The 23427-nt window shown below is 34.3% G+C and carries 27 protein-coding genes and 1 pseudogene; 15 read left to right on the top strand and 13 right to left on the bottom strand.

What is annotated here, in order from left to right; translation table 11 throughout:
• Positions 1-361 precede the first annotated feature (361 nt).
• The 4 genes from thrS (at position 362) to rplT (ending at position 3699) form a co-directional block, all read left to right on the top strand.
• Positions 362-2308 (top strand): threonine--tRNA ligase, encoded by a 1947-nt coding sequence (gene thrS / locus GON26_RS21070; RefSeq protein WP_160376743.1) that lies wholly within the window; start codon positions 362-364, stop codon positions 2306-2308.
• Between the two features lie 22 nt (positions 2309-2330).
• Positions 2331-2882, top strand: a complete 552-nt coding sequence (gene infC, locus GON26_RS21065) for a translation initiation factor IF-3 (RefSeq protein WP_160376746.1) — start codon at positions 2331-2333, stop codon at positions 2880-2882.
• A 93-nt stretch (positions 2883-2975) separates the two neighbouring features.
• Positions 2976-3173, top strand: a complete 198-nt coding sequence (gene rpmI / locus GON26_RS21060; RefSeq protein WP_007810722.1) for a 50S ribosomal protein L35 — start codon at positions 2976-2978, stop codon at positions 3171-3173.
• Between the two features lie 181 nt (positions 3174-3354).
• Positions 3355-3699 carry a 50S ribosomal protein L20 gene (gene rplT / locus GON26_RS21055; RefSeq protein WP_007810721.1) on the top strand — a complete coding sequence of 115 codons (345 nt, stop codon included), beginning with the start codon at positions 3355-3357 and terminating at the stop codon, positions 3697-3699.
• 95 nt (positions 3700-3794) lie between these two features.
• On the opposite strand, the gene GON26_RS21050 is transcribed toward rplT, so the two are convergent.
• Positions 3795-4694, bottom strand: a complete 900-nt coding sequence (locus GON26_RS21050) for a hypothetical protein (RefSeq protein ID WP_160376742.1) — start codon at positions 4692-4694, stop codon at positions 3795-3797.
• A gap of 134 nt (positions 4695-4828) precedes the next feature.
• On the opposite strand from GON26_RS21050, the gene GON26_RS21045 reads away from it, so the two are divergent.
• From GON26_RS21045 to GON26_RS21000, 11 genes are all read left to right on the top strand, one after another.
• A complete protein-coding gene (locus tag GON26_RS21045; RefSeq protein ID WP_160376741.1) occupies positions 4829-5401 on the top strand; it encodes a Crp/Fnr family transcriptional regulator in 573 nt (190 codons plus the stop codon).
• A 78-nt stretch (positions 5402-5479) separates the two neighbouring features.
• Positions 5480-5914 (top strand): carboxymuconolactone decarboxylase family protein, encoded by a 435-nt coding sequence (locus GON26_RS21040; protein ID WP_160376740.1) that lies wholly within the window; start codon positions 5480-5482, stop codon positions 5912-5914.
• Between the two features lie 463 nt (positions 5915-6377).
• A complete protein-coding gene (locus tag GON26_RS21035) occupies positions 6378-6557 on the top strand; it encodes a hypothetical protein (RefSeq protein ID WP_160376739.1) in 180 nt (59 codons plus the stop codon).
• Between the two features lie 65 nt (positions 6558-6622).
• On the top strand, positions 6623-8338 hold the full coding sequence (locus GON26_RS21030) for a tetratricopeptide repeat-containing sensor histidine kinase (RefSeq protein WP_160376738.1): 1716 nt from the start codon (positions 6623-6625) through the stop codon (positions 8336-8338).
• 9 nt (positions 8339-8347) lie between these two features.
• Positions 8348-9016 carry a response regulator transcription factor gene (locus tag GON26_RS21025; protein ID WP_160376737.1) on the top strand — a complete coding sequence of 223 codons (669 nt, stop codon included), beginning with the start codon at positions 8348-8350 and terminating at the stop codon, positions 9014-9016.
• Positions 9017-9174: 158 nt separating this feature from the next.
• Positions 9175-9345 carry a hypothetical protein gene (locus GON26_RS21615; RefSeq protein ID WP_202110913.1) on the top strand — a complete coding sequence of 57 codons (171 nt, stop codon included), beginning with the start codon at positions 9175-9177 and terminating at the stop codon, positions 9343-9345.
• Positions 9346-9405: 60 nt separating this feature from the next.
• A complete protein-coding gene (locus tag GON26_RS21020) occupies positions 9406-9636 on the top strand; it encodes a hypothetical protein (RefSeq protein WP_160376736.1) in 231 nt (76 codons plus the stop codon).
• Between the two features lies 1 nt (position 9637).
• Positions 9638-9919 (top strand): membrane protein insertion efficiency factor YidD, encoded by a 282-nt coding sequence (yidD, locus tag GON26_RS21015; RefSeq protein ID WP_160376735.1) that lies wholly within the window; start codon positions 9638-9640, stop codon positions 9917-9919.
• Between the two features lie 97 nt (positions 9920-10016).
• On the top strand, positions 10017-10430 hold the full coding sequence (locus tag GON26_RS21010) for a hypothetical protein (protein WP_202110912.1): 414 nt from the start codon (positions 10017-10019) through the stop codon (positions 10428-10430).
• Positions 10393-10671, top strand: a complete 279-nt coding sequence (locus GON26_RS21005; protein ID WP_230407981.1) for a hypothetical protein — start codon at positions 10393-10395, stop codon at positions 10669-10671. The genes GON26_RS21010 and GON26_RS21005 overlap by 38 nt, the downstream gene beginning before the upstream one ends.
• A 42-nt stretch (positions 10672-10713) precedes the next feature.
• Positions 10714-11517: an endonuclease/exonuclease/phosphatase family protein gene (locus GON26_RS21000; protein ID WP_160376734.1), complete on the top strand. Its 804-nt coding sequence runs from the start codon at positions 10714-10716 to the stop codon at positions 11515-11517.
• Between the two features lie 3 nt (positions 11518-11520).
• Here GON26_RS21000 and GON26_RS20995 read toward each other — a convergent pair whose 3' ends face one another.
• From GON26_RS20995 to tgt, 12 genes and pseudogenes are all read right to left on the bottom strand, one after another.
• Entirely contained in the window at positions 11521-12780 is a 1260-nt protein-coding gene (locus tag GON26_RS20995; RefSeq protein WP_160376733.1) for an asparagine synthetase B, read from the bottom strand.
• Between the two features lie 76 nt (positions 12781-12856).
• Positions 12857-13051, bottom strand: a pseudogene (locus GON26_RS21930) (DUF3540 domain-containing protein); the annotation flags it as partial.
• A gap of 562 nt (positions 13052-13613) precedes the next feature.
• Entirely contained in the window at positions 13614-14279 is a 666-nt protein-coding gene (locus GON26_RS20990) for a response regulator transcription factor (protein ID WP_160376732.1), read from the bottom strand.
• A 110-nt stretch (positions 14280-14389) separates the two neighbouring features.
• Positions 14390-15181: a sensor histidine kinase gene (locus GON26_RS20985; protein WP_160376731.1), complete on the bottom strand. Its 792-nt coding sequence runs from the start codon at positions 15179-15181 to the stop codon at positions 14390-14392.
• Positions 15182-15376: 195 nt separating this feature from the next.
• A complete protein-coding gene (locus GON26_RS20980) occupies positions 15377-16111 on the bottom strand; it encodes a hypothetical protein (protein WP_160376730.1) in 735 nt (244 codons plus the stop codon).
• Between the two features lie 48 nt (positions 16112-16159).
• A complete protein-coding gene (locus GON26_RS20975; protein WP_230407980.1) occupies positions 16160-16660 on the bottom strand; it encodes a hypothetical protein in 501 nt (166 codons plus the stop codon).
• 148 nt (positions 16661-16808) lie between these two features.
• Positions 16809-17162 (bottom strand): hypothetical protein, encoded by a 354-nt coding sequence (locus GON26_RS20970; protein ID WP_160376728.1) that lies wholly within the window; start codon positions 17160-17162, stop codon positions 16809-16811.
• A gap of 139 nt (positions 17163-17301) precedes the next feature.
• Positions 17302-18846 carry a replicative DNA helicase gene (gene dnaB, locus GON26_RS20965; RefSeq protein WP_160376727.1) on the bottom strand — a complete coding sequence of 515 codons (1545 nt, stop codon included), beginning with the start codon at positions 18844-18846 and terminating at the stop codon, positions 17302-17304.
• Between the two features lie 140 nt (positions 18847-18986).
• Complete coding sequence (locus GON26_RS20960) at positions 18987-19940, bottom strand: acetyl-CoA carboxylase carboxyltransferase subunit alpha (protein WP_160376726.1); 954 nt, start codon at positions 19938-19940, stop codon at positions 18987-18989.
• Between the two features lie 112 nt (positions 19941-20052).
• Complete coding sequence (locus GON26_RS20955) at positions 20053-20940, bottom strand: DMT family transporter (protein ID WP_160376725.1); 888 nt, start codon at positions 20938-20940, stop codon at positions 20053-20055.
• The gene (locus tag GON26_RS20950; RefSeq protein ID WP_160376724.1) at positions 20927-22015 is read right to left on the bottom strand and encodes an LptF/LptG family permease; all 1089 of its coding nucleotides are present in this window, start codon (positions 22013-22015) and stop codon (positions 20927-20929) included. Before GON26_RS20950 ends, GON26_RS20955 begins: the two co-directional genes overlap by 14 nt.
• An 84-nt stretch (positions 22016-22099) precedes the next feature.
• Positions 22100-23230, bottom strand: coding sequence for a tRNA guanosine(34) transglycosylase Tgt (tgt, locus tag GON26_RS20945; protein ID WP_121329134.1), 1131 nt, complete (start codon positions 23228-23230; stop codon positions 22100-22102).
• Between the last annotated feature and the right edge of the window lie 197 nt (positions 23231-23427).

Below are 23427 nucleotides of genomic sequence, written 5' to 3'. Positions count from 1 at the left end.
CTATTATACTTATATATAGTATCGTTTTTTTTAAGGAAACCCGACAGGTTTTAAAAACCTGTCGGGTTGGGGATGGTTTTTAATATTATGAAAATATTCGTTTTAGGGCTTTTAGTTCCGGAATCTCCTTGATTATAAAGCGTTCTTTTGAAAACGGATGCCCTAGCCCCGATAGAAGCGAAAATCCTTTTGTGCCGGGGTTCGGCACAAAAGATTGAAGCGGATAGCGGGAAATAGCTCCTAATCTTTACTATTATAATTTAGATAAAAATACCTACTCATATATAATGTATAAACTTCTACATATATATTGTATGTATTTTTGTAATCCCCTATATTTGCATTCACAAAATTATAAACAATGATTAAGATTACTTTACCCGATGGGTCGATTAGAGAGTTCGCTTCAGGCGTAACTCCGATGGAGGTTGCTAAAAGCATTAGTGAAGGATTTGCAAGAAATGTGATTTCGGCAGCCTTTAATGGTACAACTATAGAAACCGAAACTCCATTGACGACCGACGGTAGTCTTGTTTTATATACCTGGAATGATGATGCAGGAAAGAAAGCTTTCTGGCACTCGACTTCGCACGTGATGGCTCAGGTTATTGAGGAGCTTTATCCTGGAGCTAAGTTAACTCTTGGTCCTGCGATCGCTAATGGATTTTATTATGATGTAGATTTTGAAGGCGATAAAATTACTGAAGCTGACTTTAAGAAAATTGAAGATCGTATTTTAGAGATTTCCAGAGAGAAACATGAGTTTAAGATGCGCCCTGTTACTAAAGCAGAAGCATTGGATATGTATAAAGATAACGTTTACAAGACAGAATTGATTTCGAATCTTGAAGACGGAACGATTACTTTTTGTGATCATGCTACTTTTACTGATTTATGCCGTGGTGGACATATTCCGAATACCGGAATCATCAAGGCTGTAAAAATCATGAGTGTGGCCGGAGCTTACTGGAGAGGTGATGAGAAAAACAAACAGCTGACTCGTGTTTACGGAACTTCTTTCCCTAAACAAAAAGACTTAACTGAATATCTTTTACTTCTTGAAGAAGCAAAACGTCGCGATCACCGTAAATTAGGTAAAGAGCTTGAATTGTTTGCCTTCTCTCAGAAAGTGGGTCAAGGTTTGCCTTTATGGTTGCCAAAAGGCGCTGCACTTAGAGATCGTTTGGAGCAATTCTTGAAAAAAGCACAAAAGAAAGCAGGTTACGAGCAGGTTGTTACACCACATATTGGACAGAAAGAGCTTTATGTAACCTCTGGTCATTATGCAAAATATGGTGCTGATAGTTTTCAGCCGATCAACACTCCAGCTGAAGGTGAAGAGTTTTTATTAAAGCCGATGAACTGTCCTCACCACTGTGAGATATATAATGTAAGACCTTGGTCGTATAAAGATTTACCTAAGCGTTATGCTGAATTTGGTACTGTTTACCGATACGAGCAATCTGGTGAATTGCATGGTTTGACTCGTGTAAGAGGATTTACTCAGGATGACGCACACATTTTCTGTACTCCGGAGCAATTAGATGAGGAATTCAAAAAAGTGATTGACTTAGTATTATATGTATTCGGTTCGTTAGGTTTTGAGAATTTTACAGCTCAGATTTCGTTGAGAGATCAGGAAAACAGAGAAAAATATATTGGTTCTGATGAAAATTGGGAGAAAGCTGAAAATGCTATTATCAACGCTGCGGCTGACAAAGGATTGAATACTGTAGTAGAATATGGCGAGGCTGCTTTTTACGGTCCGAAGCTTGACTTTATGGTAAAAGATGCTTTAGGAAGGCAGTGGCAATTAGGAACTATTCAGGTTGATTACAACTTACCTGAACGTTTTGACTTGACTTACAAAGGTGCCGATAATGAATTACATCGTCCGGTTATGATTCACAGAGCTCCTTTTGGTTCGATGGAACGATTTATCGCAATTTTACTAGAACACACAGCAGGAAATTTCCCACTTTGGCTGATGCCAGAACAGGCTATAATCTTGTCTTTGAGCGAGAAATATGAAATATATGCTAAAAAAGTTTTAGATTTGCTAGAAAATCACGAAATTCGCGCCCTAATTGACAACCGAAACGAGACAATTGGTAAGAAAATTAGAGATGCTGAAATGCAAAAAACACCATTTATGCTAATTGTAGGTGAGGAAGAAGAGAAAAACGGAACCATTTCTATTCGTCGTCACGGTCAAGAAGGAAAAGGGAATATTACAGTTACAATTGAAGAATTTGTCGCGATTGTAAACGAAGAAATAAAAAAGACATTAAAAGTTTTTACAGTTTAACTTAAATTATAAAGTCATAGCAATAAGAAGCAACAGAGGTTATCAACCTCGCGTAGAAAAAAAAGATGCACACAGAATAAATAATCTTATTCGTGGTGTACAAGAAGTGAGACTAGTAGGCGAAAACATCGAACCAGGTGTATTTAAGCTTGCAGAAGCTTTGCGATTAGCAGACCAATTTGAATTGGATTTGGTAGAGATTTCTCCAAATGCTGAACCACCGGTTTGTAAAATCATGGATTACAAGAAATTTGTTTACGAGCAAAAGAAACGTGACAAGGTTTTAAAAGCTAAATCATCGCAGGTTGTTGTAAAGGAGATTCGTTTTGGTCCTCAAACAGATGAGCATGATTACGAATTTAAAAGAAAGAATGCTGAGAAGTTCCTGAAAGAAGGTGCTAAATTAAAAGCATTCGTATTCTTTAAAGGACGTTCTATCATCTACAAAGATCAAGGACAGATTTTATTATTACGTTTGGCTACAGATCTTGAAGAACATGGTAAAGTAGAAGCGATGCCAGTTTTGGAAGGAAAGAGAATGATTATGTTCATTGCTCCGAAGAAAAAGAAATAGTGTTCAGTTTTAAGTATTCAGTATTCAACCCTGAAATATTAAACCTGAAACAAAAATATAAGTAAGTAAGAATAAATTAAAACACTAGGAAAAATGCCTAAAATGAAAACAAAATCTAGCGCCAAGAAACGTTTTAAAGTTACTGGTTCTGGAAAGATTAAAAGAAAGCATGCTTTTAAAAGTCACATCTTGACTAAAAAATCTAAAAAACGTAAATTAGCTTTGACACACTCAGCGCTAGTTCACTCTACAGATATGAAAAGCATCAAACAACAATTAAGAATTATCTAATATTGTAAAATGTAAAATGTATGATGTAAAAATGTCCTGGACAGTAAATACAATATACATCTCTCCATATACAACATAAAGATTTCTTTAGGTTAAAAAATTATTTATATAACCTTGGAGTATGGCTTTTAAGTTCCTTTGATTTAATTCAGGACGCCTGCTACAAAAACACATTAAAATTATGCCAAGATCGGTAAATTCAGTTGCTAAAAGAGCAAGAAGAAAAAAAATAATGAAGCAAGCCAAAGGTTTCTTTGGAAGACGTAAAAACGTTTGGACAGTTGCTAAGAATGCAGTAGAGAAAGCAATGTGCTACGCTTACCGCGATAGAAAACAAAACAAAAGAAATTTCCGTGCATTATGGATTCAACGTATCAACGCTGGAGCTAGATTGGAAGGAATGTCTTATTCTCAATTCATGGGGAAAGTAAAAGCTAACGGAATCGAATTGAACCGTAAAGTTCTTGCAGATTTAGCAATGAATCACCCTGAAGCTTTCAAAGCAATACTTAACAAAGTAAAATAAACGTTTTATAAACTCAATTTAAGATTACTTACTTATCATAGAAAACCCATCGCTTCGGCAGATGGGTTTTTGCTTTTATACTATGTTCAAAAAGATTATTTATTTTTAATATGTTTTCTGATCATATAACTCGTTATGGGACGTAATGTTTTTCTGGTTTCCGGATGCAATCCCGGTGCAGAGAAAAACTCATATTCTCCTTTAAATGACTTTCCGTACCAAATACAAGGCTTGCCTAATTTAAAAAAGTTAGTGGTATCACATACCTTAATTTTCTGGAAATTATTTACTAAATCATCTTCCCTCTTTAGTACAGGTGTGGCAACAAAAGATTGTGTTTCAGTAATTGCATCACAAGAAACAGCTTCATAATGATCGTCTTTCCATACCATGCAATTATCGTTATTGTTAAAAAACATAAAGAATGTAATTGCTCCAATTAAAAAGATTCCTGCTGCAATACCATATTTTTCATTTTTAATTCTTCTAAAAAAAGGATTCTTTGAAGCCTGGTTTTGTATAGTATCTGCTTTAGGTTTAAGATTTTCTGATGGATTATTGTTTTCAGGATTGTAAACTGGGGAATACTGAATATCGTCTTCTGTTATCAATTCTTTTTTAGTTTCTTTCTTTGATACTTCTCCCTTAGCTTCATTAAAAGTCTTATAAGGTCTAGGTTTAAAATCCACTAAAATGGCCGCAATTTCAATTCGATCCGGATCTTCCGTATTTACCTTTCCTTTCAAAAAAAGTATAATTGTTCTAAACTTTGATATATCAAACAATTGAATGGCTTTCTTTAAACTTTCTGTCTTCTTTAATTCAAAAAAGTCTCCAAAAACCTTCTCATCTGAATTAGACAATTCATTATCGCATCTCCTTATACATATTCCACGTGCTAGTGCTGGAGACAATTTTGACTTTTCATTAATCAAGAAATCCTTGAATTTTTCCTGAATTGCAAATTTATAATCTTCAATAGTAATTTTCTCCATACGCCTGCTCTTTTAAAAACACAAATTAGTATTCTATTTATTTTTGGTAAAAACAAATGTACAAAAACTACTTATATCAAATTTAGATGCCCTTTTTAGCAGAAAAAGCTACATTTGTAAAACAATACTTTTATATGAATGCTGTACTTCTGAACCATATCGCTAAATACATTACACTTGAAGCATCAGAAATAGACCTGCTGGAATCGGCTTTAAGTACTCAAAAAATAAAAAAGAAAGAACATGTTTTGCAGGAAGGGCAAATCTGCAATACCATGTATTTTGTAATAAAAGGCTGTTTTAGACAATATATCATTAATACAAAAGGTAACGAGCAAACACTACAATTTGCCATAGAAAGCTGGTGGATTACCGATTATTTAAGTTATCACAATCATGTTCCCTCCCACTTTTATATTCAAGCCATTGAGAATTCAGATATTATTGCAATAGAAAAACCAGTTCTGGAATCTTTGTTAATTGAGATTCCGAAGCTTGAGCGTTATTTTAGAATTGTTTCTCAGCGAACTTTTGGTGCGGCTCAAATGCGAATCAAATTTCTATTTACGATGTCAGCCGAAGAACGTTTCTGTCTTTTCAACAATCTTAATCCCGAATTTGTACAACGTGTTCCTCAATATATGCTTGCCTCTTATCTTGACTTTTCGGCAGAATTTATGAGTAAAATCAGAGCGGGTAAAGTCTGATTGTATTTCTTGAAGTAGTTCAAGTTTTTTAAAGCATCTATACAAGACCTTTGTATCGAACATTAAAAAACATATAAAATGAAACCAAGAATCGTTATCCCTACAGTTGCCCCAGAAGCGTATCAAGCCTTAATGAATTTAGAAAATTATATTGCTACAACTTCATTAACTAAAACCCATAAAGAGCTTATCAAAATTCGCGCTTCACAAATTAATGGTTGTGCCTTTTGTATCAATATGCATACTGCAGATGCCAGAAAACATGGCGAAACAGAGCAACGTATTTATTTAATTAGCGCCTGGCGCGAGGCTGATGTTTATACTGAAGAAGAAAAAGCAATTTTGGCCCTGACCGAAGAAGTAACACTAATCAGCAACCATGTATCTGAAGAAACGTATCAGAATGCAGCAAAATTATTTGACGAAAAATATCTCGCTGAAATAATCTTAGCCATCATTACCATTAATTCATGGAATAGATTTGCCATTACAACAGGTTTAAGAGCGGTATAATTTTTAATAGTAACCTAATTTACTATCTCTTCTGTCAAACTTATTTTGTTTGAACATACACACCCTAATCTCAGTTTGAGAAAAGGGTGTTTTTTTTTGCCTTCACTTTTCTTAAAAAATATCCTTGTGAGAATCCTTTTATAGCATTTTTCGGAATTATCGGAAATACCGGAAATACCGGAATTACAACTCAAACACCCCGAAAAACCACACTTTCTTTGTCTCAGAATTAGTTCACGATATAACTGCAGTTTAAACAATTCGAGAGAACAAGTTCCAACAAAAGTACTGCTGAACAATAGGACAAGTTTATCCGGGAAGTATAAATAACCTCCTATTGTTTTAGCACACTTCACTTCCCAACAGCAGGGATCATACCCTTTTGAAAGCGGTTTGACCTTAGGTCATGATTCGATAAAACATCGAACAGGCAAATCTATGTTTAATTTAAAAATTCAAAAAAATGAAAAGAATTTTAACGATTGCGTATTGTATTATGGTAAGTGTTGCATTTGTATCTTGTACTAATGATGAAGATGAAGTAAAACCGAGTGTAGCAAAGTTTAAAACATCAGCGGATGCTCCGCCAGATCCAACCGGGGGAGATCAAACAGGTCAGCTTCCTGTACCAAGGCCAAAATAGGAAGTCAAAATTGTTTTTAATTAAATAATTATCAACTACTTAATTAATTTGTTTATTTTCGGGAAATGATATCCAAAAGAATTCATTTCCCGATTTTTATAATAGTGCTGATACTGAGTCTGATTATGCACTCGTGTCAGAAAAAACGAATCCTGTCAAAAGATAAATCTACTACTAAAAAATACAATGCTTTTTTAGACGAGGCTGAAAAACAATTTAATAATCAGGTTTATGATAGTGCTTTTTATTATTACAATAAATCAAAACTAATATGTGAGCCATACGAAAATGAAAAAATCATTTATTCGTTATTAAAAATGGCGGCAATTCAACAGATACAAAATGATTATTCAGGCAGCGAAACCAGCGCTACAGAAGCCATATCCTTTTTTAATGATTCTATTAAAGCCTATTATAAATCGGCTATCTACAATACATTAGCCATAAATTATCAAAATCTGACAGACTACACTAATGCGATTTATTATTATAACCAAGCTTATCTTTTAGCAGAAAACGATCTGCAAAAGGCAATTATTAAAAATAATATTGCGGTAAGTTATATGGAGAAAAACGATTACCAACAAGCATTGACCATTCTTTCTTCTTTAATTCAAAATAAAGAAATACTAGACAATCCAGAGAATAAAGCAAGAGTATTAGATAATATTGGATACTGTTATCATAAATTAGCCAAAGATAAAGCCCTGGATTATCTGAGTCAATCATTAGAAATTCGAAAAAAAGAAGATAATAATTTCGGGATGACAACGAGTTACATTCATTTTTCCGAATTTTATTCGGATTCAAATTCAGAATTGGCAAAACAGTATGCCAATCTTGCCTACGAAAAAGCAACTCAGGTAAACAGTATTGATGATCGGTTAGTATCGTTAAGTCTCCTGATTAAAAACACAACAGGCTCAGGACTCCAAAAAACGGCACAACTCTATCTCAAATTAAACGACAGCATTACCAAATCGAGACAAATTGCAAAAAATCAATTTGCTAAAATCAAATATGACTCGAAAAAAGATCGTGAAGAAAACCTACTTCTAAAAGCACAAACAGCTGAAAATGAGTTACAAATAGAAAAAGAGCAAAATAGAAATCTTGTTCTAAGTTTAGTTGTAATACTTGTTCTACTTGCTCTTTTATTTCTTTATTATTACCTAACTACCAAAGGAAAGCGAGAAAAATCGAAGGCTGTTTACGATAGCGAAACCCGAATTTCTAAAAAACTACATGATGAGTTAGCGAATGATGTTTATCATACTATGGCTTTCGCCGAAACAAAAAATCTGGCACTACAGGATAATAAAGAACTTTTATTGAATAGTCTGGAAACGATATATGTCCAAACCCGAAATATTTCCAGAGAGAATAGTAACATTGATACTGGCGAAAATTTCGAAACAAATTTCAAAAACATGATTTCCAGTTATCAAGGAAATAGTACCAATGTGATTATCAAAGACAATCATGAGATTAACTGGATGGAAATTCAAACGGAGAAGAAAATTGCTCTTTACCGCGTAGTACAGGAATTAATGGTTAATATGAAAAAACACAGTCGGTCTTCTATTGTAATCATTGGATTTGAAACTACAGAAAAGCAGATTGCGATTACCTATTCAGACAACGGAATTGGTTTTGATGATGTGAAACTAAAAAATGGATTACAAAATGCGGAAAACCGTATCCTGGCAATAAAAGGAAAACTTACTTTTGAATCAGAACCTAACAAAGGAATGAAGGTCAAAATTTTATTCCCTAAATAATTTTCAAATATGTTTACAAAAGTTTTAATAGCTGAAGATATCGATTTTAATGACCTTGCCGTAGTACAGGTACTAAGAGAATTAGATGTTTTAGAAATAGACTACGCCAAATATTGTGATGACGCATTACTAAAAATTAAAAAATCATATCACGATCAACTACCCTATCAGCTATTAATAACTGATTTGTCTTTTAAGCCCGACAACAGAATTCTTACGCTTCAGTCTGGTGAAGAATTAATTGCAGCCGTAAAAAAAACATATCCTGACACCAAAATAATTGCCTTTTCGATCGAAGACAAATCGTATCGAATAAAATCTCTTTTTGAAAAACTGGGTATCAATGCTTTTGTTATGAAAGGCCGCAACAGCATTCCGGAATTAAAAAAAGCAATTCTACACACCTTTCAGAAAGAAACAAAATACCTGTCGCCTGAACTGAATTATATTTTTCAGGATAAAACGGTTCAGGAAATAGACAATTACGATATTGAACTCATCAAATATTTATCGATTGGAATCTCGCAGGAAAACATGGAAGCTGCTTTTAAGGAAGCCGGCATCACTCCAAACAGTAAAAGTGCTATTGAAAAACGCCTGAGCAAACTCAAAATTTACTTCAAAGCAAACAACCCCACACATCTAGTCGCTATTGCCAAAGATTTGGGTTTGGTATAAACATCATATTCTCATCTTACTTCTGAGCGCTTTCTACAAGCGCTTTTTTTGTTTACCATCTAAATTTTAAAGTTCTTTTAAGCCGTTACGGATTTCCGTAAGGAATTGATTTTTATTGGGTTTAAGTTTGGGTATTATTAATCTTAAAATTTAAAATTATGTCAAAAAAACCAATTGGAACAACTGCAAAAACAGGAGAAACTTGCCCGGAATCAGGAATATGGAAAGTTGTAGGAACTCCATCAACAACAGCTCCTATTGCACAAGGAAACAAAATTCCACCTTATGATAATAAAGCAGTAACCTGGATGCTAATCCAATACGCATAAACAAGATAAATAGCCTGTAAAACAGGCTATTTAAATTATAAAATTTAAAACTGAAAAATAATGGAATATAAAGTAATACCCTTTGTAGCATCTATAGATCCTAAAAAAGGAACTTCAGATCATGTGGCTGAACAATTAGAAAGTCTTATTCAGCATTATACTAATCTCGGCTGGACATACATCCGCCTTGAAAGTGTTTCAACATACATTCATCCAGAAACTGGTTGTTTTGGTACTTCTGCAAAACCAGGATATACAACAAGCAGACAAATGGTTGTTTTTCAAAAATAAAATGAAGTATTTGATTCTTTTTACCATTCGGATATATTGGAATTTAATTTCCGAAAAAAATAGAAAAAAGTGCATCTTCAGAAAATCATGTTCGAATTATGTATTCGAAACAACAAATGAAAAAGGTTTCATAGAAGGGCTAAAAGCCTTTAAATACAGATATTATAATTGCAGAGGGAATTTTGAAATATTTAAAAATCCAATAAACAATGAAACACTAATACTGCTTCCTTCTAAAAAAATAATAACCAGTCAGGAAATAACAGAAAGATTAATTAATTAATTAAAAAAATGACAAAATATTACATCAATAGCAGTTCAAAACCACGTACATCTACTCATTTTAACCTCAGTGGTTGTTATTACTTTTATAAAAAAATATGCTTTTAAAAACTAGAATACTTTTACTTTTTGCCTTTTTATTAAGTATCACGGGTTGTAAAAAAGAACAAACGCTTAATCAACCCCATACTTTTTATAAAGAAGTTATCAATGCTGATGACCGAAAAGCGGTTACAGAAGAAGAGGCCAAAACCTATCATGAAGATACCACTTATCAATATGAGTACCGAACCGGAACATCCGGAAACTATGAGTACAATTATGACGTGACTGGTTATGATGCTGAAGGAAACCTGGTCGAAGGAAACATCAACGTAAAAGGTAAATACGGAGCCGGAATACTTACTAACACAGACAATCAGGAAATTGAAATTGAAACGGAATGGATACGTTACGGCATACTAAAAGCTGTTGATGAGCAAGGAAATGAATACGAGCTGGAAGCTGAATAAAAAATACCAAAATTATACCCATCCAATGTTTAAAAAATCATTTTTATTTTTATTATTACTGGTCTTAACTTCCTTTACTACAGCCGAAACCAAAGTATATATTTGTGGACCAACTGGTGCAAAAAAATATCACTACCTAGAAAACTGCAGAGGATTAGGGGCTTGTAAACATACGGTTTTTGAAACCTCAATATCCAAAGCACGAGGTTACGGACTTACGCTTTGTGGATGGGAAGACTAATAATGCTGTATTATTTTTTATATTTGAGCATTAAATGCTTCTATGAAAAATACCTGCTGCCTTTTCTTTCTATTATTCACCACATTTTTATTTTCACAAACCAAATTAGTTTCCTGGAATCTTCAGGATTTTGGTCAATCAAAATCGGAAACCGAACTGAATTTTATAGCCAATATCATTAAGGATTATGATATTATCTGTGTTCAGGAAGTTGTTGCAGTTTCTGGAGGAGCTCCGGCAGTGGCTCAACTCGCAAACATTTTGAGCCAAAAAGGATCTAAATGGGGTTATACAGTCAGCGACCCTACAAGCAGTAGTGCTTATAAAAAAGAGCGATATGCTTTTATTTGGAAAACAAAAAAAATTAAACTCAAAGGAAATCCCTGGCTGGAGAAAAAATATCATTTGGAAATTGACCGCGAACCTTTCTTTGCAACCTTCGAAATAGATAAAAAAACTATTACGCTGGTTAATTTTCATGCAATCACAAAAAGTAAACAGCCCGAAACAGAAATCAAATATTTTAAATTCTTACCAAAACAATATCCTCATCTGAATCTGGTTTTCGCAGGAGATTTTAACTGTCCGCAATCGCATACGGTATTTTTTCCTTTAAAAAGAATGGGCTATACTCCTGTTTTACAAAATCAAAAAACCTCTTTAAAACAAAAATGCCAAACAAATAATTGCCTGGCATCTGAGTTTGATAATATCTTTTACAAACCTGAATCGGTTGATTATCTAAATTCAGGGGTGATTTCTTTTTATAAAAACTTCAATTCTCTGAAAGAAGCCAGAAAAATATCGGATCATATTCCGGTTTGGTTCGAATTTAAATTGAAATAAATCTTATGTTTTTAGCTTTTTCTTTCTTGCGGCCGGGAATAAAACATTGTTCAGAATCAATCGGTAGCCCGGAGAATTAGGATGCAAATCCAGAACTGTAGGAGGATCGCCTACCTGATGCTGAAAATCTTCAGGATCATGTCCTCCAAAAAAAGTAAACATTCCTTTCCCTTTTTCGCCATGAATATAGCGTGCTTCACCATTTAATTCGCAGGTTCCCATCACTAAAATATTCGATTTTATCAGAGCCGAATCAAAAGAGGTGGTTTGTCCCATAAATCCTTTCACCAATTGGGTATGATTTTGACAGAGCATACTCGGAATTGGGTCCCATTTTGCCGAAAACTCCATTAAAGAAAAATAATCTTTATCTGGTGGCACTCTTCTTTTGATGGTCATATCAATATCTGAAAACTCATATTGTTCCGGTCTGCGTTCTAAAATAAAATTCTTGAAGGCAAATGAATTCGAGTAATTTAGTTTTGACTGATAATTAGGTTCGCTGGCATCTCCGTCAAACATAGCTTCGCAGATATCAACTCCATCAGCGGCTAATGCAATATCGAAACTATCCGTTGCAGAACACATAGCAAACATGAAACCACCGCCAATAACAAAATCCCTTATTTTTTTAGCCACTGCTCCTTTTTCGACAGCCACTTTTGTGTATCCTAATTTTTCAGCTAATGCTTCGGCATCTTTTTTCTGCTCAATGTACCAGGGAGTATTTTTGTAAGCCGCATAAAACTTACCGTATTGCCCGCTAAAATCTTCATGATGCAAATGCAGCCAGTCATAGAGCAATAATTGATCGCTTAATACCTCTTCGTCATAAATTGGGGTGAAAGGAATTTCGGCATAGGTTAAGACCAAGGTCACGGCATCATCCCAGGGTTGTTTTCCTTTAGGCGTATAAACGGCAATTTTGGGTGCTTTTTCCAGAATAACAGCTTCCATGTTTTGGGAAGGGCTTGAAATTTCGTTTAAGATAGAAGCCTCTTCGCTGTCTGAAAGAATCTCGAAGCTAACACCACGAATCTGGCATTCTTTACGAATTTCTTCGGCATCAGGTAATAAAAAAGATCCCCCACGATAATTAAGCAACCAGCTGGCTTTGTAATCTTTACTCAGACACCAATAGGTAATTCCGTAGGCTTTAAGATGGTTTTGCTGTGTTGTTTCGTCCATCGGAAGCAATATAAAAGACGCTTTGGCCGATAGCGAAATAAAAAACACAAAGATATAAACGAAATATTTTTTCATTAAAATACTATTTTGAGTAAAGATATAAAGGAACTTTCAAAAAAAATACAACTATGCCGATTTTAGCATTCTACCGTTAACAGACATTACCCAAGTTTTTTTTTATATCTTCAACTACCATGGTTACTTTCTCAGATACCGAGCTTACTTTCTCAACTACTGCGCTTACTTCCTCAGATACTGCGTTTAATTCCTCAGCGACCATGCTTACTTTCTCAGATACTAAGCTTACTTCCTCAGCTACCGAGCTTACTTCCTCAGATACTAAGCTTACTTTCTCAGCTACAGTACTTACTCACTCAGATACCAAGCTCACTTTCTCAGCTACAGTACTTACTCACTCAGATACCAAGCTCACTTTCTCAGCTGCCGAGCTTACTTCCTTAGCTACCGAGCTTACTTCCTCAGATACCGAGCTTACTCACTAAGTTGCTGATTGAAATTTTAGTCTTAATTTTCATGTTCCTTTTTGGATTGTAGTTTTGGCTTTAGTCTAATTTAATTTTGACTTTATTTTCTCTGAAAATCATCTAAAACCTATTTCGAAAAATCTGAAATGATAAAAGTCATGAATATTGATGCCAAAAAAGGGTGTTTTTCCCCCTATAAAAACAGGTAAATACACCTGCAAGAATAATTTTAATTCTGATTAAATTTGTTCAGCTAAATTAACCAAACTATAAACAAATGAAAAACCAAAGCATGAAACTTAATCAAAGTGATAACGAACCAAAAGGATTAAGTATAATACAAAAAATAGGTATTGGCATGTTAGTACTTATGATTATAGTTTATTATGTACTTTCGATACAATACCTAACCAGTTAATACTTCTAATTGGTAAGAAATGCTATTTCATTTTGAATAGCATAAACGACTAAACCCGCAATATTTCGGGATTCTGTTTTCAGCAAAAGATTATTACGATGTCCTTCTACCGTTCTGGGACTTAAAAAAAGTTGTTCTGCAATTTCGGTTGTTGTTTTTTGATAACAAATTAATTGTAGAATTTCTATTTCACGAGGAGAGAGAAAACCGGTTTGCAATCCTGATTTCGAATTTTTAGAGGAAACGATTGTTTCCTGAATGATTTTTAAAACATTTTCGTTGTAATAAAATCCTTTTTTTTCGACCTCATTAATGGTATGTATCAAATCTTTTGGAGTTGTATTTTTGATTAAATAGGATACTGCTCCTATCTGAATCATATTGGCAATAAATGATTTCGAATCGTAACTGGTCAAAGCAATAATTTTAATTTCAGGAAAAGTTTTCCGGATGATTTTAGTCGCTTCGACACCATTTAGGACCGGCATTTTCAAATCCATTATAATAATATCCGGCTGAGATTCATTATGTTTTAAATACCTTATAAGCTCTTCTCCGTTTGATGCTTCGAAAACAACTTCTATATTTTCTTCGCGTTGGAGTAAAAATGAAATTCCTTTCCGAAATAAAATTTCGTCATCGACTAAAATAATTTTAATAGCGGTATTCATTTTATGTGGTTTATTGTTTTTGGTATTTCGAAATTACAAAATATGTCTCTAAAAAACCGTTAAATCCCCTTATTTAATTAATAATATTAAGCAAAATACTGCTATTAGTCTCAAAATGTAAAAATTATATCTATTCCTTTGTTGATTTCAGAGTCAATTTGAATGGTGCCGTTTAAAAAAGAGATACGGGTATCGATGTTCTTCATTCCAAGCCCTTTTTGATTTTCTATATCCTGACTGTTAAATCCTAGACCGTTATCTTTATAGTAACCAGTAGCCACGCCCCCGTTTATTTTAAAAGTAATCCAGATTTCAGTTGCCTTACCGTGTCGAAGGGAGTTGTTCATTAATTCCTGCAAAATTCTAAAAATGTGCAAATGATTATCCTGATTTTTTTTATCAAATTCGATTTCGTTTACATAATGTGTTTTTACAGCTTTACTGCTTTCAAATTCTTCACATAATTCCTGGACACCTGCATGGAGTCCGAATTTTTCAAAAACAGGCGGCAGCAAATTATGCGCAATTTTTCTGGAATTCTCCAGCGCCTTAGCTGTTAAGTTTATAATATTCTTCGTGATTTCGGCAGTTTCGGTTTCTGTTAAGTTGGGTGTGCTAAGCAAGTGACTATTAAGCGAAACAATATTTAATTTTGAACTGATATCATCATGCAAATCCTGTGCAATTCGTTTACGCTCTTCCTCCTGAACAAAAATCACGGCACGCAACTGGTCTTTTTGATACTGCATGACCAAATTGACTTTTTCGATTTCTTTCTGGATGATTTTCTTTCGGGAAAAATAGAAAAAAACCACTACAGCCGCCGCCACAATCATAAAAAAGCAGGAAATGTATAAGATGATGATGACGATTTCTTTTTCCGGAATTGAATTTACATTCATTGCAATAGTGGTATTTATTTAGATTAATGTACGAATCCTGACCCTCAAATATATCTTATTTTCTTTGATTCTGATAAAAGGATTATAAATAGTCCTAAAAAAAACTCTATCAACATTAAGTATTGATAGAGCTTTAATTGTAATGTGTTTAACTATAATCTATGCCTTAGCTGCTAGCTACAAGATGTAAAAATCCTAGTATGGTGGACTAGGGCGTGTACCATCATACACATCATCAGGGTCTTTGGCTGTTAGAGATGCTTTTTTTATAGCGTTATTTTTATCCAAACCTACCAAAATAGTCGTTACTTTTCCTTTAGTATTTAGACCTAAAAATACCCCAATATTTGCCGTATTAGTCTTTAGCATCGCTGCTACTACTTCTGCCTCTAAATTGAAATGACGAATACGCAACCCATCATAAGATGTTACTTCCTCTAAATCCTTTACAGTACTTAGTTTATTTTGCCAGGCTTCTATCCAGCCAAAAGCCTCTTTTGACACTAATAAATGCTTTTTTAATAAAGCCGATCTTTTTTTGGTTGTATTGTCAGACACCTCTTTTAGGGCCGCCAGTTTTGCATCATAAGCCGATTCTTTTAGTAGGCTCGAATTAACACTTCCTAATTTTTTACCAGCTTTATCAACTCCATCTACTTGTATTTGAAGAGTGTTATCAGCATAGCCCAAAACAAAACGAACTTCTGTAACATTTGGAGTCTGAACTAATTTTGCCAATTCACTGGTTGGAAACAAATAAGCTGTAACCTGTTTTTGTGATGCTGCAAACTTCGCATCTAAATTTGCCGTAAGCCAGGCTTCTTTTTGCGAAGCTTCAGTAGGTGTTCCCTCCTCCTGACTGCTTTCCTTTTGGCATGAAAACATAAAAAAAGCCACTACGAAAGAAGCTAATACAGTTAATTTTTTCATTGATTTTTAATTTATGATTAATTAATAGAAAATACAATTTGTAATTTTTTAATCGTTTATTTTATTAGAAAAACTTACTTTCCATTCGTATAAAATAAAAAACTGAAATACTATAGCTAAAAAAGCATTTAACATCCATGTTAGATATTTTACATCATTATCAAGCTCTGAAGAAAGATTCCCAATTAAAAATAAAACTGTACTTGCCAACAAATAAAAGACTATACCAATAGTAACATAGTAAAATCTTTTAGTTTCGGTAAGCATATTATAAAAATGAAACAGGGCAAAAACAACAACAAGTAAAGAAGTTAAAGTTATTTCAGTCAAATTAAACTTTAAAAATTGTGATGAATCTAAAGTAAATTGAACCCCTAAAAACAATAACGCACAAATTACACTGCTCTTTACAAATAACTTTTGACTTTTTAACTCTAATAATGAATTATAAAACAACCCTAATAAGATCATCTGACCAATAAAAAAAATATTAATAGCAAATAAATTATTAACACCAATTTGATACATTACCTCTAATGAAAATTGCATTATAAACATAAAGAACAGATAAACAACAAAAAAAACATTAGCTTTTCCCTTTCGGAAAAAGCTATAGGAATACAGTATGAGATTTAGTAATAAAATCAAATAAACTGAATAAATTAAAAAATTTATCACTTATAAACTATATTTTAAATTAAAATGGAGGACTCGGACGAACACCATCATAAACTACATCATCAGCAGCTTCAGCGGCTTTATTTTGTGTAGATGACTGTCCATAGACATTGGTATATCTACCAGTTTCTTTATCAAGTTCTGCCCCAACAAAAAATAAGGTCTTTTCGTTTTGGTCGTTAATACCAAGATAGGCAAAAACGGCATCGGTGTCCAGTGCCAATACTTTTTCCAGACTTTCTCTTGGAATCAAAAAAGCTTTTAGTTTGTTTTTAGCATCCTCGACTGTGGTATCGTCTTCGTAACGCTTTTCCCATTCTTTGGCAATGGATAATGGAACCTGAATTGGACCAGGGAATTTTTCTTCTGACATAATTAGATTTGTTTTTGGTTAAAAATTTAATAATGGTATTTAATAGATTTTGCAATCATTTTGCTAATCTACTGAATTTTATTAAGATTTTTTACAACCAAACATAAAAAAAAGCCTAATAAAAAGGCTTTTTTTGTTATTAAAACGGTACGTCACTATCATCATCGTCGTCATTCAGGTTACTTCCGAATGCCTCATTGGGCGAAGGGAGATTTTTAGTGATAAACGGATTATCATCATGATTCATTTTTGATGGCAAATCGTCATAATTACCTGAGAAATCATCCAGGTTATCAAATTTTCCGAGGTGCCCAATAAATTTCAAACGAACGTTTTCGATTCCACCATTACGGTGTTTAGCAATCATGATTTCGGCCTGACCTGTGGTTGGCGAGGCTTCATCATCATCCCACTCGTCAATTTTATAATATTCAGGTCGGTACAAAAACGAAACGATATCAGCATCCTGCTCAATCGCTCCAGATTCACGAAGATCCGAAAGCAATGGTCGCTTACTGGAACCACGGGTTTCTACGGCACGCGATAACTGCGAAAGTGCAATAACCGGAACGTTTAGCTCTTTTGCCAAAGCCTTTAAGTTTCGGGAAATGGTCGAGATTTCCTGCTCACGATTTCCCCCTCCTTTACTGTTTCCTCCAGCGGTCATCAACTGCAAATAATCGACAATGATAATTTTGATTCCGTGTTGCGAAACCAAACGACGGCATTTTGCTCTTAAATCAAAAATAGAAAGTGAGGGTGTATCATCTATAAACAAAGGTGCTTTTTCTAAGTTCTTTACTTTCGTACTCAGCATTTCCCACTCATGCGGTTCTAGTTTACCGGTACGCAATTTCTCCGAAGACAATCCTGTTTCGGATGAAATCAACCTCGTAATTAACTGAACCGATGCCATCTCCAGAGAGAATAACGCCACCGGATGTCCAAAATCTATCGCCATATTTCTTGCCATCGAAAGTACGAACGCGGTTTTACCCATCGCCGGCCTCGCTGCAATAATAATTAAATCGGATGGCTGCCATCCCGAAGTTAGTTTATCCAGATTAGTAAAACCGGTTTCTACACCACTTAAACCTTCCTGTTTGGCAATTTCTTCAATACGCTTTTTTGCCTGAAGTACTAAACTCTGAGCGGTTTCAGAACTACGTTTGATATTTCCCTGCGTTACTTCATATAGTTTTGATTCGGCCTGATCCAGCAAATCAAATACATCGGTCGTTTCATCATAAGACGCTTCGATAATTTCTGAAGAAATCCGAATCAGACTTCTTTGAATGAATTTTTGAAGAATGATACGCGAGTGAAATTCAATATGCGCCGAAGAGGCTATTTTTTGCGTAAGTTGAATTAAGTAAAAATCTCCACCCGCTACATCTAATTTTCCGTTTTTCTTCAATTGCGCCGAAACGGTCAATAAGTCAATTGGCTGTGTATCTGTGAAAAGCTGCACAATAGCTTCAAAAATATATTTATGTGCATCTTTATAAAAAGCATCTGCCTGTAAAATATCAATTACATCATCTACTCCTTTTTTATCAATCATCATCGCCCCAAGCACAGCTTCTTCTAAATCAAGCACTTGTGGTGGAAGCTTTCCTTTTTCTAAGTTTATAATTGCGGTTTTATCTACCTTTATTGGGTTTATATTTTTGAAATTTTCCATACTGCGAAAGTAGCAAATTTTAAAAAAAGAATGCTATCGAGTTGTTAGTAATAATTGTTTATAAATATGTATTTTTTGTTCATAACCAAAAAAAAATCCGAAGCAGTAAGGCTTCGGATTTTAGATCATTTTGTATGATTTTATTCTTTAAACTCACCCATGTTGCTGTATTTGTCCATTCTTTGGGCAATTAACTCAGCTGTTGATAAGTCTTTTAATTCGCTATATCCTTTTGTAATATATTCGATTACTGTTTTGAAGGTGGTATCTCTGTCATAATGTGCTCCTCCTAGTGGTTCCGGAATAATATCATCTACTAAATTATTCTTTTTCATATCAGCCGAAGTCAATTTTAAAGCATCCGCTGCACGCTCTTTGTATTCCCAGCTTTTCCAAAGAATAGAAGAACAGGATTCTGGAGAAATTACAGAATACCAGGTATTCTCAAGCATATAAACTCTATCTCCTACACCTATTCCTAATGCTCCACCAGAAGCACCTTCACCTACAATAATGGTGATAATTGGCACTTTAAGACGCACCATTTCCAGAATATTTCTCGCAATAGCTTCACCCTGCCCTCTTTCTTCAGCTTCTAATCCTGGATAAGCACCCGGAGTATCAACTAAAGTCAAAACCGGAATTCCGAATTTCTCTGCCATTTTCATCAAACGCAGTGCTTTACGGTATCCTTCAGGGTTTGCCATACCAAAATTACGGTACTGACGGGTCTTAGTATTATACCCTTTTTGCTGACCGATAATCATAAACGATTGCCCGTTTACTTTTCCCAGTCCGCCCACCATTGCTTTATCATCTTTAAAATTTCTGTCTCCGTGAAGTTCTAAAAAAGTTTCGCCGCAAATGGCTCTGATATAATCTAACGTATATGGTCTGTTAGGATGTCTGGACAGCTGAACACGCTGCCAGGCCGTTAGATTTTTATATATTTCTTTCTTCGTTTGTTCTAATTTCTTGTTGATTTCCTTGCAGGTTGGTGTTACATCAACGTCAGATTCTTTCCCAATGACAACACACTTTTCTAATTGTTCTTCAAGTTCTTTGATTGGAAGCTCAAAATCTAAATATTCCATGGATTTTTGAATTTTGTTTGTAAATCGAACCGCAAATATAAAAATATTATATCATTGGCGAAGTTAATTGTTATTTAAAGTATAAAAATGCCATTTAAAAATAAGGAAACTATTACACTTCTTTTTTGTTTTGATAGTGTTTGAAAACCCCGTTCAAAATAACGGTTATTACAATAATTATAGCCCCTATATAAAACTCAGTACTCATTTTTTCTTTTCCTCCCAAAATAAAATAGGCCAGAATAATTCCGTAAACCGGCTCAAGATTAGTCGTTAACATTACCGTATAAGGCGTTAGTTTTTGCATCACTTTTACCGAAGCTGTAAACGCATAAGCCGTACAAACCGAAGCCAAAAGCAACAACAAAAGCCAGTTATTTAAGGACATGGTAAAAAATGAAGCATCGAATTTTCCCTGTACCAAAAAATAAAGTGAAATAAAGAAAACACCAGCTCCAAATTCATAAAAAGTAATTACTGATGAATCGTGATTGGCGATTAGTTTTCCATTCATTAAGGTAAAAAGAACTCCTAATATTATAGATGCCAAAGCATAATAAACGCCTGTAAGGTATTTAATTTCGACTTGCAGAATCAATCCTAAACCAGCGATAATAATCAATCCGAAGAAAACCTCATACCATAAAATCTTTCTTCCGTAAAATAATGGCTCCAGTAAAGACGCAAAAAAAGCACCCAGTGAAAATATCGAAAGTGTTATAGAAACATTAGAAACATGAATGGCTTTAAAAAAGAAAATCCAATGAAGTGCTATCAGCAATCCAACGAAAATTAATTTGACAAAAGACTGAATCGAAATTTTAAATGATTGTTTTTTATAAACAATAAAACCTGCCAGAAAAATTCCGGCAAGCAACATTCTGAACCACACCAAATTCTCGGCATCAATGGTTATTAATGCACCTAAAATGGCGGTAAAACCCCAAATAAAAACAATGAAATGTAGATTGAGGTAACTTTTAAGATTATCGTTTTGCATTACGTAAAAGGTAAACAGCCAGTATGCCGAAAGCAATATTAGGAAACCAGACTGCTAATAAAGGTGAAAAGGTAGATTTTTCGGCAAGTGTACCGAATATTTTATCAAAGAAAACAAATGAAAAAGCAATAGCGATACCAATAGCAAGATTAACTCCCATTCCGCCTCGTCGTTTCATAGCCGAAACAGCAACCGCAATAATTGTCAGGATAAAAGCCGAAATAGGCACACTAAACTTTTTGTAAAGCACGACCATATAGGTGTTGATATTACCTGAACCACGCTTTTTTTCTTTTTCGATAAAATCGTATAATTTTCCTAAGGTAAGTGTCTCAGCAATATAAACTACCGGAGTTAAATCTTCCAGTTCAAATTTGAATGCTTTAGTTTTTTCTGGGGCTTTTTCGATCTTATCATTCAGTACTCCTACGGTTCTTTTAGTATAATCGTATAAAGTATATGTTTTTTCTTTTGGATTCCATTTGATGCGATTGGCCGTAATTTTATAAACCAGTTTATCTTTTTCAAAATGTTCCAAGGTAAAATTAAAAGCCGTTTTAGACTCATCATTAAAACTATTTACAAAAATAAAATCATTGTCGTTAATTTGTCTATATACATTGGTGTTATCGCCGCGCATGGCTTCTTTCCCACCTCCTTTTAAGTACGTATATCTAAAATTATTAAAACCTTCACTAGCTGCAGGAACGATAAAAAATCCCATCAATAAAACAAAAACCGAAACTATCGAAGCGCCAATAATATAAGGCCGTAAAAAGCGTGTAAAAGAAATCCCGGAACTCAATACAGCAATGATTTCTGTATTATTAGCCAGTTTTGAAGTAAACCAAATCACCGATAAAAACAAAAATATCGGAAAAAGGGAATTGGCAAAATAAATGGTAAAATTGTAATAATAGATGGCAATTTCAGTAAACGGAATTTTGTTTTCCAACATTTTATTTACCTTTTCAGACACGTCAATTACAATCCCGATGGGTATAAACAACAGTATCATAACCGAAAAAGTGGCTAAATATCGTTTTAAGATGTATTTATCTATTATTGTTAACATAAAACTTTTGTTTCAAGTTTCAAGTTTCAAGTTTCAGGTTTCAGGTTGCTAAAAGAACCTGAAACTTGAAACCTGAAACTAATTTTATAGTCTTTGACTCATATTTTTAACCATCATTTCTTTCCATGGTCTGAAATCGCCTGCTAAGATATGTTTTCTAGCCTCACGAACCAACCACATATAGAAACCAAGATTATGAATCGTAGCAATTTGTTTTCCTAAATATTCGTTGGCAGCAAACAAGTGACGCAAATACGCTTTAGTATATTCAGTATCAACAAAAGTATGCCCCATTTCATCAATTGGAGAAAAATCAGCTTCCCACTTTTTATTTTTGATGTTGATGGTTCCGTTTGCCGTAAACAGCATTCCGTTTCTGGCGTTACGTGTTGGCATCACACAATCGAACATATCAATTCCTAAGGCAATATTCTCCAAAATGTTTATCGGAGTTCCAACGCCCATCAAATAACGAGGTTTGTCTTCTGGCAAAATTTCGCAAACAACCTCAGTCATAGCGTACATTTCTTCAGCCGGTTCTCCTACTGAAAGTCCTCCAATAGCATTTCCCTGCTGACCCGAATTGGCAATATATTCCGCCGACTGACGGCGTAAATCTTTATACGTACTTCCCTGAACAATCGGAAAAAACGTTTGCTCATACCCATATTTATAAGGCACTTTGTCCAAATGATTGATACAACGGTCCAGCCAGCGGTGCGTCATGTGCATCGAGCGTTGTGCGTATCTGTAATCGCAAGGATAAGGCGTACATTCGTCAAAAGCCATGATAATATCAGCCCCAATAGTACGCTGAATTTCCATTACACTTTCAGGTGAAAAAAAGTGGTACGAACCGTCAATATGCGATTTAAACTTTACTCCTTCTTCCTTAATTTTTCTATTATTCGAAAGAGAATATACCTGATATCCGCCAGAATCTGTCAAAATATTACGGTCCCAATTCATAAATTTATGCAAACCACCCGCTTTCTCCAAAATTTCGGTCTGCGGACGCAAATACAAATGATACGTATTCCCAAGAATAATATCTGGATTAATATCTTCCTTCAGTTCGCGTTGGTGCACTCCTTTTACAGAAGCAACGGTTCCAACAGGCATAAAAATAGGGGTTTCAATCACACCATGGTCAGTAGTTATACTTCCTGCTCTGGCTTTCGATTGCGGATCTTTTTGTAATAAATCAAACTTCATCTGTTTCTTTTTTCAGTCGGCAAAGATAGGTTAATTTCAGGGAAATTTAATTAATTAGATAATTTGTCAATTAGAAAATTATCTAATGATTTTTTAGCATCCTGTAAGTTTGGAATTTGGAATTTAAAAGATTGGAATTTCAATTTTTTGGGCGTTCCCTCCGGTCGGGCTTTCGGCTTTATTCCCGATTAACAAAA

Origin of the sequence: Flavobacterium hydrocarbonoxydans (assembly GCF_009789235.1) — a bacterium.
Taxonomy (GTDB): Bacteria; Bacteroidota; Bacteroidia; order Flavobacteriales; family Flavobacteriaceae; genus Flavobacterium; species Flavobacterium hydrocarbonoxydans.
Note: the sequence above shows the minus strand (reverse complement) of the source record. Positions and strands in the feature narration are given on the sequence as shown.

Coding starts and splice junctions, on each gene's coding strand:
- thrS (WP_160376743.1), top strand. CDS start 362: ATGATTAAGATTACTTTACCCGATGGGTCGATTAGAGAGTTCGCTTCA.
- rpmI (WP_007810722.1), top strand. CDS start 2,976: ATGCCTAAAATGAAAACAAAATCTAGCGCCAAGAAACGTTTTAAAGTT.
- rplT (WP_007810721.1), top strand. CDS start 3,355: ATGCCAAGATCGGTAAATTCAGTTGCTAAAAGAGCAAGAAGAAAAAAA.
- GON26_RS21050 (WP_160376742.1), bottom strand. CDS start 4,694: ATGGAGAAAATTACTATTGAAGATTATAAATTTGCAATTCAGGAAAAA.
- GON26_RS21045 (WP_160376741.1), top strand. CDS start 4,829: ATGAATGCTGTACTTCTGAACCATATCGCTAAATACATTACACTTGAA.
- GON26_RS21040 (WP_160376740.1), top strand. CDS start 5,480: ATGAAACCAAGAATCGTTATCCCTACAGTTGCCCCAGAAGCGTATCAA.
- GON26_RS21035 (WP_160376739.1), top strand. CDS start 6,378: ATGAAAAGAATTTTAACGATTGCGTATTGTATTATGGTAAGTGTTGCA.
- GON26_RS21030 (WP_160376738.1), top strand. CDS start 6,623: ATGATATCCAAAAGAATTCATTTCCCGATTTTTATAATAGTGCTGATA.
- GON26_RS21025 (WP_160376737.1), top strand. CDS start 8,348: ATGTTTACAAAAGTTTTAATAGCTGAAGATATCGATTTTAATGACCTT.
- GON26_RS21615 (WP_202110913.1), top strand. CDS start 9,175: ATGTCAAAAAAACCAATTGGAACAACTGCAAAAACAGGAGAAACTTGC.
- GON26_RS21020 (WP_160376736.1), top strand. CDS start 9,406: ATGGAATATAAAGTAATACCCTTTGTAGCATCTATAGATCCTAAAAAA.
- yidD (WP_160376735.1), top strand. CDS start 9,638: ATGAAGTATTTGATTCTTTTTACCATTCGGATATATTGGAATTTAATT.
- GON26_RS21010 (WP_202110912.1), top strand. CDS start 10,017: ATGCTTTTAAAAACTAGAATACTTTTACTTTTTGCCTTTTTATTAAGT.
- GON26_RS21005 (WP_230407981.1), top strand. CDS start 10,393: ATGAGCAAGGAAATGAATACGAGCTGGAAGCTGAATAAAAAATACCAA.
- GON26_RS21000 (WP_160376734.1), top strand. CDS start 10,714: ATGAAAAATACCTGCTGCCTTTTCTTTCTATTATTCACCACATTTTTA.
- GON26_RS20995 (WP_160376733.1), bottom strand. CDS start 12,780: ATGAAAAAATATTTCGTTTATATCTTTGTGTTTTTTATTTCGCTATCG.
- GON26_RS20990 (WP_160376732.1), bottom strand. CDS start 14,279: ATGAATACCGCTATTAAAATTATTTTAGTCGATGACGAAATTTTATTT.
- GON26_RS20985 (WP_160376731.1), bottom strand. CDS start 15,181: ATGAATGTAAATTCAATTCCGGAAAAAGAAATCGTCATCATCATCTTA.
- GON26_RS20980 (WP_160376730.1), bottom strand. CDS start 16,111: ATGAAAAAATTAACTGTATTAGCTTCTTTCGTAGTGGCTTTTTTTATG.
- GON26_RS20975 (WP_230407980.1), bottom strand. CDS start 16,660: ATGCAATTTTCATTAGAGGTAATGTATCAAATTGGTGTTAATAATTTA.
- GON26_RS20970 (WP_160376728.1), bottom strand. CDS start 17,162: ATGTCAGAAGAAAAATTCCCTGGTCCAATTCAGGTTCCATTATCCATT.
- dnaB (WP_160376727.1), bottom strand. CDS start 18,846: ATGGAAAATTTCAAAAATATAAACCCAATAAAGGTAGATAAAACCGCA.
- GON26_RS20960 (WP_160376726.1), bottom strand. CDS start 19,940: ATGGAATATTTAGATTTTGAGCTTCCAATCAAAGAACTTGAAGAACAA.
- GON26_RS20955 (WP_160376725.1), bottom strand. CDS start 20,940: ATGCAAAACGATAATCTTAAAAGTTACCTCAATCTACATTTCATTGTT.
- GON26_RS20950 (WP_160376724.1), bottom strand. CDS start 22,015: ATGTTAACAATAATAGATAAATACATCTTAAAACGATATTTAGCCACT.
- tgt (WP_121329134.1), bottom strand. CDS start 23,230: ATGAAGTTTGATTTATTACAAAAAGATCCGCAATCGAAAGCCAGAGCA.